At 57.3% G+C, this 13,410-nt stretch carries 15 protein-coding genes; 13 read left to right on the top strand and 2 right to left on the bottom strand.

Annotation, left to right across the window (positions count from 1 at the left end):
* Positions 1–441: 441 nt before the first annotated feature.
* Positions 442–891 (top strand): L-alanine exporter AlaE, encoded by a 450-nt coding sequence (gene alaE / locus CWM58_RS09900; RefSeq protein ID WP_100680841.1) that lies wholly within the window; start codon positions 442–444, stop codon positions 889–891.
* Between the two features lie 76 nt (positions 892–967).
* Here the strand turns inward: alaE and CWM58_RS09895 are convergent, their stop codons facing one another.
* Positions 968–1,330, bottom strand: a complete 363-nt coding sequence (locus tag CWM58_RS09895; protein ID WP_008806132.1) for a DUF2002 family protein — start codon at positions 1,328–1,330, stop codon at positions 968–970.
* 149 nt (positions 1,331–1,479) lie between these two features.
* Between CWM58_RS09895 and CWM58_RS09890 the strand changes: the two genes are divergently transcribed.
* Positions 1,480–1,827 (top strand): DUF883 domain-containing protein, encoded by a 348-nt coding sequence (locus tag CWM58_RS09890; protein ID WP_002914293.1) that lies wholly within the window; start codon positions 1,480–1,482, stop codon positions 1,825–1,827.
* Positions 1,828–1,945: 118 nt separating this feature from the next.
* Here the strand turns inward: CWM58_RS09890 and CWM58_RS09885 are convergent, their stop codons facing one another.
* The gene (locus tag CWM58_RS09885) at positions 1,946–3,307 is read right to left on the bottom strand and encodes a PLP-dependent aminotransferase family protein (RefSeq protein WP_100680840.1); all 1,362 of its coding nucleotides are present in this window, start codon (positions 3,305–3,307) and stop codon (positions 1,946–1,948) included.
* Between the two features lie 88 nt (positions 3,308–3,395).
* On the opposite strand from CWM58_RS09885, the gene CWM58_RS09880 reads away from it, so the two are divergent.
* From CWM58_RS09880 to mprA, 11 genes are all read left to right on the top strand, one after another.
* A complete protein-coding gene (locus CWM58_RS09880) occupies positions 3,396–3,827 on the top strand; it encodes a carboxymuconolactone decarboxylase family protein (protein WP_100680839.1) in 432 nt (143 codons plus the stop codon).
* 183 nt (positions 3,828–4,010) lie between these two features.
* Positions 4,011–4,256 (top strand): glutaredoxin-like protein NrdH, encoded by a 246-nt coding sequence (gene nrdH, locus CWM58_RS09875; RefSeq protein WP_100680838.1) that lies wholly within the window; start codon positions 4,011–4,013, stop codon positions 4,254–4,256.
* Positions 4,253–4,663, top strand: coding sequence for a class Ib ribonucleoside-diphosphate reductase assembly flavoprotein NrdI (gene nrdI, locus CWM58_RS09870; protein WP_008806136.1), 411 nt, complete (start codon positions 4,253–4,255; stop codon positions 4,661–4,663). Before nrdH ends, nrdI begins: the two co-directional genes overlap by 4 nt.
* Positions 4,636–6,777 (top strand): class 1b ribonucleoside-diphosphate reductase subunit alpha, encoded by a 2,142-nt coding sequence (gene nrdE / locus CWM58_RS09865; RefSeq protein ID WP_100680837.1) that lies wholly within the window; start codon positions 4,636–4,638, stop codon positions 6,775–6,777. The genes nrdI and nrdE overlap by 28 nt, the downstream gene beginning before the upstream one ends.
* Before the next feature lie 10 nt (positions 6,778–6,787).
* On the top strand, positions 6,788–7,750 hold the full coding sequence (gene nrdF / locus CWM58_RS09860) for a class 1b ribonucleoside-diphosphate reductase subunit beta (protein ID WP_008806138.1): 963 nt from the start codon (positions 6,788–6,790) through the stop codon (positions 7,748–7,750).
* A 357-nt stretch (positions 7,751–8,107) separates the two neighbouring features.
* Positions 8,108–9,310, top strand: coding sequence for a glycine betaine/L-proline ABC transporter ATP-binding protein ProV (gene proV, locus CWM58_RS09855; protein ID WP_100632154.1), 1,203 nt, complete (start codon positions 8,108–8,110; stop codon positions 9,308–9,310).
* Positions 9,303–10,370, top strand: coding sequence for a glycine betaine/L-proline ABC transporter permease ProW (gene proW, locus CWM58_RS09850; RefSeq protein WP_100680836.1), 1,068 nt, complete (start codon positions 9,303–9,305; stop codon positions 10,368–10,370). The genes proV and proW overlap by 8 nt, the downstream gene beginning before the upstream one ends.
* Before the next feature lie 70 nt (positions 10,371–10,440).
* Positions 10,441–11,439, top strand: a complete 999-nt coding sequence (gene proX / locus CWM58_RS09845) for a glycine betaine/L-proline ABC transporter substrate-binding protein ProX (RefSeq protein ID WP_061153583.1) — start codon at positions 10,441–10,443, stop codon at positions 11,437–11,439.
* A gap of 182 nt (positions 11,440–11,621) precedes the next feature.
* On the top strand, positions 11,622–12,368 hold the full coding sequence (locus CWM58_RS09840; RefSeq protein ID WP_061153582.1) for an AzlC family ABC transporter permease: 747 nt from the start codon (positions 11,622–11,624) through the stop codon (positions 12,366–12,368).
* Complete coding sequence (gene ygaH, locus CWM58_RS09835) at positions 12,358–12,693, top strand: L-valine transporter subunit YgaH (RefSeq protein ID WP_008806143.1); 336 nt, start codon at positions 12,358–12,360, stop codon at positions 12,691–12,693. The genes CWM58_RS09840 and ygaH overlap by 11 nt, the downstream gene beginning before the upstream one ends.
* A 90-nt stretch (positions 12,694–12,783) precedes the next feature.
* Complete coding sequence (gene mprA, locus CWM58_RS09830; RefSeq protein ID WP_002914337.1) at positions 12,784–13,314, top strand: transcriptional repressor MprA; 531 nt, start codon at positions 12,784–12,786, stop codon at positions 13,312–13,314.
* The last annotated feature ends 96 nt before the right edge of the window (positions 13,315–13,410 follow it).

Raw genomic sequence — 13,410 nt, 5'->3', positions numbered from 1 at the left:
ATATGCCCCTCACGACACACTGAATAGTTAATCAGGTATTCAGAATAAAACGACACACACCGATTAAGAGTTTTACACCACAAAAAAGCGACTAATGGCATAAAAAATTCTAAACACGATATCAGTCACAGTCTAACGTGATTTTGCTCCACAGCGGGCAGTCAGGCGTCAACTCGCTGACCAGAGTCGATAGAAAAATAAACAATAAGTAACTGAAAAATAATAATTTTATTAGAGATGGGAATAAAAGTAGCGTAACGGACAGAAAATGAACCATTGCAGAGTATTTTATCGACAAAAAGGCAATAAATAAAAATTTATAGCTAGTTGCCACTTTTAATGCAGAGATATACTCTACGCACATCAAAACAGGCAGCCCAAAAACGCTATACCAACGCGCATTTTTCGGCGTTATTGACTTCATTTTCGAGGAGCACTCCGATGTTCTCTGCGCACTCCCGCTTGCGGCATGCGGTTGCAGACACCTTTGCGATGGTGGTTTACTGCACCGTCGTCAACATGATGATCGAAATTTTTCTCTCTGGTATGACGTTTGAGCAGTCGTTATCGTCGCGCCTGGTGGCAATCCCGGTCAACATTATTATTGCCGTGCCCTATGGTTTTTATCGCGACTTTGCGATGCGTCAGGCCCGGCGCATTAGCTCGGCCGGCTGGATGAAAAATATGGCCGACGTGCTGGCCTACGTCACTTTTCAGTCGCCAGTGTATGTCGCGATTTTGTGGAGTGTGGGTGCAGACTGGCACCAGATTGTCGCTGCGGTGAGCTCAAACCTGGCAGTATCGATGATGATGGGCGCCGCTTACGGTTACTTCCTCGACTATTGCCGCCGCCTGTTCCGCGTGGCCCCTTACCAGCAGGCGAAAGCCTGACCGACGCCATTCCAGCGACTGGCCCTGCCAGTCGCTCTCTCGTCAGCCTGCTCCGCCCCGGTCCTCAACCACCGTATTAATTTGTCGACATCGCCGGCTGGGCTTCGCCAAATAGTCCATTCAGAAAACGCTCAAGCGCCATCCGTGAGCTAAATCCATGCGGAATACCATAATGCTGCTGCGCATCTCCGGCTAAATACAGCGGAAATTGTTCATAATGGTCGCAGGTTTTGATATCTGAGGCCGGTTCGGCCAACATATTGCTACGCTCTTTTAGCGCTGGATGAATAATTAACGCTGTCCGCCCCATGCGCGCTTCGCGGTTCACATAAACATAATTATCGCCTCGGCGATAGCCGTACGCTTTTTGCGTCACAACATCCATGGTGAAGCCGGCTTTTTCAAGAACACGCGCCACCTCATCGGGTCTTAAATACATACTGATTCCTCGTTATCTTTTACCGCACATTGACCTTACCTTATTCGTTAAGCGCAGTGCTTTCGGAAAATTCCAGAAACCACAGCAGTAAGCATAATTCAAAATCTTGTCCTACACTTACTCACTCGATGGAATTAAGGGAGATAACGATGGCTAACCATGTGAACCGCAACAATTTTGACGAGAATGCTGAGGATATCCATAACGATGTCAGTCAATTAGCGGATACGCTGGAAGAGGTGCTGAAATCGTGGGGCAGTGACGCGAAAGAGGAAGCGGAAGCGGCGCGCGTTAAAGCACAGTCGCTGCTAAAAGAGACCCGTGCCCGCCTCAACGGTCACAACCGGGTGCAACAGGCGGCGTTGGATGCCCGTCAGGCAGCCTGTGATGCGCTGGGCTGCGCCGATACCTACGTGCGCAATAAACCGTGGCACAGCGTCGGCGCCGCCGCCGCCGTCGGGGTATTTATTGGCGTATTGCTCAATTTACGTCGATAATAGAGACAGCGTCAGCTTCCGCGCGCGCCTGGCGAGCGGAAGCCCGCGAGCTTCACGGAATCTAATGAAGATAACAAATACGCGTCAGCCCCTGCGCGCCTCTGGCCGCAGGGGTTTTTTATGCGCCATCGTTCGCGATCGCCTCTCTGAGCCGCCGGGCCAGTTCGTCGGCCATCGCCGCTGAGCGAATATTGGTAAAACTCATCAGTAATCCCCCCTCGCCTGCATGGCGAAGACGCCAGTCGCTCAGCGCCTGCACCGCCAGCCCGGCCTCAACCGCCTGCCGGGCCAGCAGGCGATCGTTGCCGCTGACCGGCATGACCAGCTGAATGCCACCCTGCTGCGGCGTGACCTGAAAGCCCTGCGCCTGCAGGGCCGACTCCAGCCACTGTCGGCGCTGGCTATAGCTGGCGCGCATTTTTTTCAGATGACGCCAGAAATGTCCCTGCTGGATAAAATCCGCCAGCGTCTGCTGCCACAGAGTAGGAACGGTACAGGGCTGGCGCTCCGCCGTCTGATGAAAACGCGCCACCAGCGGGGTCGGCACCACCAGCCAGGCGGTGCGCAGCGCCGGAAACATCGACTTACTGAAAGTGCCCGCGTAGATAACCCGCTGCGGCGCATCGAGGCTTTTCACTGGCGGCAGCGGTTTGCCGTGATAGCGAAACTCGCTATCGTAATCGTCCTCAATAATCCATGCGTCGCGCGCTGTCGCCCACGCCAGCAGCTGGCGACGCCGGGGAAGCGACAGCGCGACCCCCAGTGGACTCTGGTGCGCCGGGGTGAGCAGGGCAAACCGCGCTTGAGGATGATGGCGCAGGCCCCAGCCAACATTCATTCCTTCGTCGTCCACCGGGATCGCATCCACCACCAGCTGCCTGGCCTCAACGACCGGGCGGATAAAGGGATACCCCGGATCCTCCATCCACATATGCTGTCCCGGCTGCGCCAGCGTACGCAGGATAAGATCCATGGAGGTAGTATAGTTGCCGGTAATCAGCACCTGCTCCGGCTGGCAGTCAATACTGCGCGACAGGCGCAGATAGTCCACGATCGCCTGGCGCAGAAGCGGGTCGCCGCCAGGATCGCCAGGAGCAAGGTCGAACCGCGACTGCGTCCGCAGCCGACGCCCCATCACTCGCGCCCACAGCCCGCGCGGAAAGAGATCCAGCGCCGGCAGCCCCATCTGAAAGGGCAACGGGTCCGTCGAGGCGGCTAATTGCGCTGGCGTTACCGGCGCCAGCTGGCGCGGACTGAGCCGCTCGCTGACAAAGGTCCCCGCCTGCCCACGTCGCTCGAGCCACCCCTGGGCGACCAGTTCGCCCCAGGCGTTTTCGATAGTCGCCCGGGAGACACCCTGCTCCTGGGCAAACACCCGGCTGGCGGGCAGACGGCTGCCCGGGGTCAGTTCGCCACGTTCAATTGCCGATTTCAGCTGGCGGGCGATACGCTGATAGAGAGGGAGGTGGGTCGCTTCCATTATGGTCTGCTTTTTTCATCACAATATGGCTATCTTTTGCAGTCCATTATAGTGCTATTTTGGCTGCCGACTTAGAGAGGAGAAAACCATGAGCCAATTACGTCAGCCATTCAGTGAACTGAGCCCGGAAGTCTATAAAGGGCTGGTACAGGCCAGCATCGCGCTGGAGAAAAGCGAACTGGGCAGCGCCCTGGTGGAGCTAGTTTATTTACGCGTCTCGCAGATCAACGGCTGCGCCTTCTGCCTTGAGAAGCACAGCCAGGCGCTGCGCAAAGGCGGTATGGCGCAAAGCAAACTGGATGCCCTGGCGGGCTGGCGGGTAAGCGCTCACTTCACACCTGCCGAACGCGCAGCGCTGGCGTGGGCCGAGTCGGTCACCGACATTGCCGTCAGCCATGCGGAAGATGACGTTTACCTGCCGCTGCGCGAACATTTTACCCCGCGTCAGATAAGCGATCTGACCTTAGCCATCAGCCTGATGAACGCCTTTAACCGTCTCGCCATCGCCATGCGTCTGTAGTTCCGCACAGCCTTCCCCCTCCTCAGCCGAATTGTCCTGGCGGGGGATCTTCTGACTAAAAACGCTATATATTGAGTGGTTGAACTTTTAAATAACTACATCTAGTATTTCCTTATCGAATGACCCACAACGTTCGACGCTGCGTTTAGCGCCGTGTTGTTATCTTAAATGGAAATACGAATCATGCGCATTATTATTTACACTCGAAATGACTGCGTGCAGTGCCATGCCACACGGCGAGCCATGGAGAGCCGGGGACTGGCCTTTGAAATGGTGAACGTCGACCAGCAGCCGGATGCCGCCGATACCCTGCGCGAGCAGGGATTTCGCCAGTTGCCAGTGGTGATCGCCGGTGACCTGCACTGGAGCGGCTTCCGCCCGGATATGATCAATCGCCTGCGCCCCTCCGTCACGGCGGCCAGCGCATGAGCCTCATCGTCTACTTCTCCAGCCGTTCGGAGAATACCCATCGCTTTGTGCAGCGCCTGGGGCTGCCGGCGGTGCGCATTCCGCTGAACGAGCGTGAACATCTGCAGGTAGACGAACCCTATATTCTCATCGTTCCCAGCTATGGCGGCGGCGGCACCGCCGGCGCGGTACCGCGTCAGGCGATCCGCTTTTTAAACGACGTGCATAACCGCCAGCTGATCCGCGGGGTGATTGCCGCTGGTAATCGCAACTTTGGCGACGCCTGGGGGCGTGCCGGGGAGGTCATCGCGCAAAAATGCGCCGTGCCCTATCTCTACCGCTTCGAGCTGATGGGAACCCCCGACGATATCGACAACGTGCGTAAAGGAGTCAGCGAATTTTGGCAACGACAACCGCAGAACGTATAACCGCCGCGGCGGATTTTCACGCCCTCAACGCGATGCTGAATTTGTACGACAGCGAAGACCGCATCCCGTTTGAGAAAGATCGCCAGGCGGTGGAGGTCTTTATGACCGCCCAGATACAGCCCAACACCCTCACCTTTGCCAGCCAGGACGATAAACTCACCTGGCTCGTCCGCGAGGGCTATTACGATCCGCAGGTGCTGGCCGGCTATGACCGCGGGTTTGTGCTGGCATTATTCGCCCATGCCCGGCGCGCCGCGTTTCGCTTTCAGACCTTCCTCGGCGCCTGGAAGTTCTATACCAGCTACGCGCTGAAGACCTTTGACGGCAAGCACTACCTCGAGGATTTTGCCGATCGCTGCGTAATGGTGGCGCTGACGCTGGCCCAGGGGGATGACCAGCAGGCGCGGCAGCTAATGGAAGAGATGCTCAGCGGCCGCTTCCAGCCCGCGACCCCCACCTTCCTCAACGCCGGAAAACAGCAGCGCGGGGAGCTGATCTCCTGCTTCCTGCTGCGCATTGAAGATAATATGGAGTCCATCGGCCGGGCGGTTAACTCGGCGCTGCAGCTGTCGAAGCGCGGCGGCGGCGTAGCCTTTTTACTCTCCAACCTGCGCGAGGCCGGGGCGCCGATCAAGCGCATCGAAAATCAGTCCTCCGGGGTGGTGCCAGTGATGAAGATGCTGGAGGACGCCTTCTCCTATGCCAACCAGCTTGGCGCCCGCCAGGGGGCTGGAGCGGTCTGGCTGCATGCGCACCATCCCGATATTTTGCGCTTCCTCGATACCCGGCGTGAGAATGCCGATGAGAAAATCCGCATCAAAACCTTGTCGCTGGGGGTCGTGATCCCCGATATCACCTTCCAGCTGGCAAAAGAAGACGCGCAGATGGCCCTGTTCTCGCCGTATGACGTCGAGCGGCTGTACGGTAAACCCTTCGCCGACTGCGCCATCGGCGATCTCTATCCGCAGCTGGTGGCCGATGAACGGGTCCGCAAGCGCTGGATCCGCGCTCGCGATCTGTTCCAGCGCCTGGCGGAGATCCAGTTTGAATCCGGCTATCCGTACATCATGTTTGAAGATACCGTCAATCGTGCCAATCCGGTGGCCGGACGGATCACCATGAGCAATCTGTGTTCCGAAATTCTGCAGGTCAGTACGCCATCCACCTATGATGAGAACCTCAGTTACGCCCATATCGGAGAAGATATCTCCTGTAACCTCGGCTCGCTGAACATCGCCCATACCATGGACTCGCCGGATTTTGCCCGCACTATCGCCACCGCGGTACGCGCCCTGACCGCGGTGTCCGATATGAGCGACATACAGTCGGTTCCCTCGGTGGCGGCCGGCAATGCGGCCTCCCACGCCATCGGCCTGGGTCAGATGAATCTTCACGGTTACCTGGCGCGGGAAGGGATTGCCTACGGCAGTCCGGAGGGGCTGGACTTCACCAATATCTATTTTTACACCGTGACCTGGCATGCCCTGCACACTTCGATGCTGCTGGCCCGCGAGCGCGGCCAGCGCTTCGCCGGCTTCGAACAGTCGCGCTACGCCAGCGGGGCGTACTTCGACAAATATCTGCAGGAGGAGTGGCAGCCGAAAACCGAACGGGTGCGCGCACTGTTCGCCCGCGCCGGTATCTCCCTGCCCGACCGGGAAAGCTGGCGCCAGCTGCGCGACGATGTCATGCGCTATGGCATCTATAACCGCTATCTGCAGGCGGTGCCGCCTACTGGGTCAATCTCGTACATCAACCATGCCACCTCCAGCATTCATCCGATCGTCTCGAAGATTGAGATCCGCAAAGAGGGGAAAACCGGGCGGGTGTACTACCCCGCGCCGTTTATGAATAACGACAATCTGGCCCTCTATCAGGATGCGTACGAGATAGGGCCCCAGAAGATCATTGATACCTACGCCGAGGCGACGCGCCACGTCGATCAGGGGCTGTCGTTGACGTTGTTCTTCCCGGATACCGCCACCACCCGCGATATCAACAAGGCGCAAATCTACGCCTGGAAGAAAGGCATTAAGACCCTCTACTACATCCGTCTGCGCCAGCTGGCGCTGGAAGGCACTGAAATTGAAGGCTGCGTGTCCTGCGCACTGTAAGGAGAACAGGATGACCCATTTAACGCGCATCAGCGCTATCAACTGGAACCGCATTGATGACGACAAAGATCTTGAGGTCTGGAATCGTCTCACCAGCAACTTCTGGCTGCCGGAAAAAGTGCCGCTGTCAAACGACATTCCCGCCTGGCAAACCCTCAGCGCGGCGGAGCAGCAGTTGACCATTCGCGTCTTCACCGGGCTGACGCTGCTCGACACCATTCAGAACACCGTCGGCGCCCCGGCGCTGATGGCGGACGCCCTGACCCCGCATGAGGAGGCGGTACTGTCGAACATCAGCTTTATGGAAGCGGTTCATGCCCGCTCTTACAGCTCCATTTTTTCCACGCTGTGCCACAGCAAAGAGGTGGATGCCGCCTTCGCATGGAGTGAAAGCTGCGAACCCCTGCAACGTAAAGCGCAGCTGATGCTGGGCTACTATCAGGCCGACGAGCCGCTGAAGAAAAAAATCGCCAGCGTGTTCCTCGAATCCTTTCTCTTCTATTCCGGCTTCTGGCTGCCAATGCACTTCTCCAGCCGGGGAAAACTGACCAATACCGCGGATCTGATCCGTCTGATCATTCGCGATGAAGCGGTACATGGCTATTACATTGGCTACAAGTATCAGAAAGGACTGGAGATCGTCAGCCCCGGAAAGCGCGAAGAACTGAAAAATTTCGCCCTCGATCTGCTGATGGATCTTTACGACAACGAGCTGGCCTACAGTCGGGAACTGTATGGCGAGAGCGGCTGGTTTGACGACGTCAGCGCTTTCCTGTGCTACAACGCCAACAAAGCGCTGATGAACCTCGGTTATGAAGCGCTGTTTCCGGCGGAGATGGCGGCGGTTAACCCGGCGATCCTCGCCGCGCTGTCGCCTAACGCCGATGAAAACCACGACTTTTTCTCCGGCTCCGGCTCCTCGTACGTGATAGGCAAAACGGAAGAAACCGCCGACGACGATTGGGACTTTTAACCGTACTTTCACCAGGAATATGGCGGGCTGGTTCCTGGTGATCTATTTCGCAGAAAAGTGGGTTCATCTGCCAAATATTCTCTCCATCGCATAACCGTCATCACTCCGTCATATTTAACAGAAAACTGGTCCATTTCAGTCGAATAACCCAGAGATAATCAAAAAATATTACCCACAACAAATTGACGCTCAGCCCTTATATCACGGGGGCTGCGCCGCTCTGTCTCTCACGCCATTTTGCCGAGAGTTTGCCATTGAGGGTTGTCACAGAATCTGAGTATGTTAGGGTGTAAAAAGATCATAATCACCATCGGGTATCGTATCGCAATAAACAAATAACAGGAACTTCTCTATTGCATGGCAATTAAATTAGAAATTAAAAATCTTTATAAGATATTTGGCGAGCACCCAAACCGGGCTTTCAAATATATTGAGAAAGGACTCAACAAAGCGCAAATACTGGAAAAAACGGGGCTGTCGCTTGGCGTCAAAGACGCCAGTCTGGCCATTGAAGAAGGCGAGATATTCGTCATCATGGGGCTCTCCGGCTCGGGGAAATCCACCATGGTTCGCCTTCTCAATCGCCTGATTGAACCCACCCGCGGCCAGGTGCTGATTGACGGAGTCGATATCGCCAAAATGTCGGATGCCGAGCTGCGCGAGGTGCGTCGCAAGAAAATTGCGATGGTTTTTCAGTCCTTTGCGCTGATGCCACACATGAGCGTGCTCGACAACACGGCGTTTGGCATGGCGCTGGCCGGCGTCCCGACCGCCGAACGAGAGCAAAAAGCCCGGGAGGCGCTGCGGCAGGTGGGGCTGGAGAATTATGCCCACGCCTGGCCGGATGAACTCTCCGGCGGGATGCGTCAGCGCGTCGGTTTAGCTCGCGCGCTGGCGATTAATCCCGATATTCTGTTAATGGATGAAGCCTTCTCCGCGCTCGACCCGCTCATTCGCACCGAAATGCAGGATGAGCTCATCAAATTACAGGCGAAGCATCAACGCACTATCGTCTTTATTTCTCATGACCTTGATGAAGCCATGCGAATTGGCGATCGCATTGCCATTATGCAAAATGGCGAAGTGGTCCAGGTCGGTACGCCGGATGAAATACTGAATAATCCGGCCAATGATTATGTGCGCACCTTCTTCCGCGGCGTGGATATTAGCCAGGTCTTTAGCGCCAAAGATATTGCCCGTCGTAGCCCGGTCGGATTGATTCGTAAAACCCCAGGTTTTGGCCCCCGTTCGGCGCTGAAATTATTACAGGATGAAGACCGGGAATATGGCTATGTCATCGAACGCGGAAATCGCTTTGTCGGGATTGTCTCAATCGATTCTCTGAAGACGGCGCTCAGCGCCGGCGAGGGGATCGAGACGGCGCTGATTGACGCCCCGCTGGCGGTGGAAGCGCAAACGCCGCTCAGCGATCTGCTCTCCCACGTCGGCCACGCCCCGTGCGCCGTCCCGGTGGTGGATGAAGAACAACAATACATTGGCATCATTTCCAAACGAATGTTGCTCCAGGCTTTAGATCGCGAGGGGGTGAATCATGGCTGATCAAACCAATCCGTGGGACAGCGCACCGGCAACCGACAGCGCCACGCAGGCCGCCGATGCCTGGGGTGGCGCCTCTACTGCCGCGCCGGCCAACGGCGGCGGCGCCGACTGGCTGCACAGCGCCCCAGCGCCGCAGCCGGAACAGTTCAACATCATGGACCCGTTCCATAAGACGCTGATCCCACTCGACAGCTGGGTCACCCACGCCATCGACTGGATCGTGCTGCACTTCCGCCCGCTGTTCCAGGGGATCCGAGTGCCGATCGACTATATCCTCAGCGCCTTCCAGCAGCTGCTGTTGGGGATGCCGGCGCCGGTGGCGATAATTATCTTCGCGCTGATCGCCTGGCAGATCTCCAGCCTCGGCATGGGGGTCGCCACCCTGGTTTCGCTGATTGCCATCGGCGCCATCGGTGCCTGGTCGCAGGCAATGGTCACCCTGGCGCTGGTCCTCACCGCCCTGCTGTTCTGCATGGTTATCGGCCTGCCGCTGGGGATCTGGCTGGCGCGCAGTCCGCGGGCGGCGAAAATTATCCGCCCACTGCTCGATGCCATGCAGACCACACCGGCGTTCGTCTATCTGGTGCCGATCGTGATGCTGTTCGGCATCGGCAACGTGCCCGGCGTGGTAGTGACGATTATTTTTGCCCTGCCGCCGATCGTCCGCCTGACCATTCTCGGGATAAACCAGGTGCCAGCGGATCTTATCGAAGCGTCGCGCTCGTTTGGCGCCAGCCCGCGCCAGCTGTTGTTTAAGGTTCAGCTACCGCTGGCGATGCCCACCATCATGGCCGGGGTAAACCAGACGCTGATGCTGGCCCTGTCGATGGTGGTGATCGCCTCGATGATCGCCGTCGGCGGTCTCGGCCAGATGGTGCTGCGCGGCATTGGCCGCCTGGATATGGGTCTGGCTACCGTCGGCGGCGTGGGGATCGTGATCCTCGCGATTATTCTTGACCGCCTCACCCAGGCCGTCGGTCGCGACGCCCGCAGTCGCGGCAACCGCCGCTGGTACACCACCGGCCCACTGGGGCTTATCACTCGCCCTTTCTGTCGATAACAGCGCTGCCCCCCGGCAACAGCCGATGCCGGGGGGCCGGCCTCCCCATTAAACAATAAGAGGAACCACCATGCGACATCGCACGATGATGGCCACCGCCGCCTTTGCCACCCTGATCGCCACCAGCACCTTCGCCGCCGACCTGCCGGGCAAAGGGATTACCGTGAAGCCTGCCCAGAGCACCATTTCGGAAGAGACCTTCCAGACCCTGCTGGTCAGCCGCGCACTGGAGAAGCTAGGCTACACCGTTGAGAAACCCAGCGAAGTGGACTATAACGTCGCCTACACCTCGATTGCCGCCGGCGATACCACCTTTATCGCCACCAACTGGCAGCCGCTGCACGATGATATGTACGCTGCGGCAGGCGGTGATAACAAATTTTATCGCAAGGGGGTGTTTGTCACTGGCGCCGCCCAGGGTTATCTGATCGACAAAAAAACCGCCGAGCAGTACCACATCACCTCCATCGATCAGCTTAAAGATCCGCAGATCGCCAAACTGTTTGATACCAATAACGACGGTAAAGCGGATCTCACCGGCTGTACACCAGGCTGGGGCTGCGAAGCGGTCATTAACCATCAGATTAACGCCTATGGCCTGAGCAACACCGTCACCCATAACCAGGGCAATTACGCGGCGATGATGGCTGACACCATCGCCCGTTATAAAGAAGGCAAACCGGTGCTCTACTACACCTGGACGCCGTACTGGGTCAGCGACGTGCTGAAGCCAGGTAAAGACGTCGTCTGGCTGCAGGTGCCGTTCTCCTCCTTGCCAGGCAAACAGAAAGACATCGATACCAAACTGGCCAACGGCGCCAACTATGGCTTCCCGGTGAACACCATGCACATTGTCGCCAACAAAGCGTGGGCGGAGAAAAACCCGGCCGCCGCCACCCTGTTTAGCGTCATGAAGCTGCCGATTACCGACATCAACGCCCAGAATGCGATGATGCATGAAGGCCATGCCTCCGAAGCCGACATTAACGGCCATGTCGATGGCTGGATCAAAGCCCACCAGCCGCTGTTCGACAGCTGGGTGAAAGCGGCGCTCGCCGCGCAGCAGTAACCCAGTCTCCCGGATAAGGCGCTCAGTCTTATCCGGGCTCCCTTCCCCTCCAGCATGCAACACAGGTTGCGGAAAAACGGATTGCGGTCATTTTCATAGTGTTAAGGCGCGCCGCGCTCTGTTAAGGTGGACCCATCGGTCAAATTGCCACCTTCTCATGGATCCAGCGATAAGTTATTCATATGGAAAACCCCGCGCCCTTAACCTGTGCCTTACCTGAACGTGTCGCCACGGTTGGCGAAGGCATCAAAGACAGCCTCCCCATCGTTATCAGCTACCTGCCGGTGGCTTTCGCCTTCGGACTAAACGCCACCCGGCTGGGATTCAGCCCGCTGGAAAGCCTGTTTTTCTCCTGCATTATTTACGCTGGCGCCAGCCAGTTTGTGATCACCGCCATGCTGGCCGCCGGCAGTTCACTGTGGGTCGCAGCCCTGACGGTGATGGCGATGGATGTCCGTCATGTGCTGTATGGCCCCTCATTGCGCAGCCGCATTCGCTCGACGCTGGATAAAAAGAAAACCGCCCTCTGGGCCTTCGGCCTGACCGATGAGGTTTTCGCCGCGGCCACCGCCAGGCTGGTCCGCGATAACCGCCGCTGGAGCGAAAACTGGATGCTCGGTCTCGCTTTTACCTCGTGGGCGTCGTGGGTGTGCGGCACGCTGGCCGGCGCCTGGTCCGGCAACGGCCTGCTGGTGGATTATCCCGCGGTGGAAGCCGCGCTCGGCTTTATGCTGCCGGCGCTGTTTATGAGCTTCCTGCTGGCCTCATTCCAGCGCCAGCAGTCACTCTGCGTCACGGCAGCTCTGGCAGGCGCGCTGGGCGGCATTCTGTTATTTTCCATTCCGGCGGCGATCCTCGCCGGGATTGTCTGCGGGTGTCTGACGGCGCTGGTCCAGGCCATGCTGAAGGGGATGCCGGATGAACAGTGAAGTCCTTCTGCTCGGGGTGATTGTCGGCAGCGTGAATTATCTGTTTCGCTATCTTCCCCTGCGTCTGCGCGCGGGCCATGCCCGGCCTGCCCGCCGTGGCCCGGTCAGCGTGCTGCTGGATACCATTGGCATCGCCTCGATTTGCGCGCTTCTGGTGGTCTCCAGCGTGCCGGAGATCCTCGCCGATGCCCATCGTCTGGCGCCGACGCTGATCGGCTTCCTGGTGCTGGGGGCCGCCTTCTGGAAAACCCGCAGCATTATTGTGCCGACGCTGCTGTCGGCGTTGGCCTATGGTCTGGCATGGAAAATCACCAGCGGACTCTAAGCCTTACGTATCAATTTTAGTCAATAATTCATTTGATTTATTTGTCACAATAGTTATTATATCGGCTGTAATTAATGAGGTCATACCCAAATGGATAGTTCGTTTACTCCCATTGAGCAAATGCTCAAATTCCGCGCCAGCCGCCATGAAGATTTCCCGTTCCAGGAGATCCTGTTAACTCGTCTTTGCATGCACATGCAAGGTAAGCTGCTGGAAAACCGCAATAAAATGCTCAAAGCGCAGGGAATTAACGAGACATTATTTATGGCGCTGATTACGCTGGAGTCGCAGGAAAACCACAGCATTCAGCCGTCCGAGCTAAGCTGCGCGCTGGGCTCGTCGCGTACCAACGCCACCCGTATCGCTGATGAACTGGAAAAACGCGGCTGGATTGAACGCCGCGAGAGCGATAACGATCGCCGCTGTCTGCATCTGCAGCTGACCGAAAAGGGCCATCAGTTTTTGCGTGAAGTCCTGCCACCGCAGCATAACTGCCTGCATCAGCTGTGGTCTTCACTCAGCACCAGCGAAAAAGATCAGCTCGAACATATCACCCGCAAACTCCTGAGCCGCCTTGACCAGATGGAAGAAGAAGGCGTGCTGGCGGACTCTCTACGCTAAGGGCAGCGTCGCTCAACCCATTTTTACGTTGCAAGGAAAACAGCCAGGCCAGCAGATCTCTGCTGGCCTTTCTGATAAACAGGTCGGCTCAGCCGA

The organism is Klebsiella sp. H-Nf2, assembly GCF_002806645.1.
In the GTDB taxonomy this organism is placed as follows: domain Bacteria; phylum Pseudomonadota; class Gammaproteobacteria; order Enterobacterales; family Enterobacteriaceae; genus Klebsiella; species Klebsiella variicola.
This window is presented reverse-complemented; position numbering and strand designations above follow the sequence as displayed.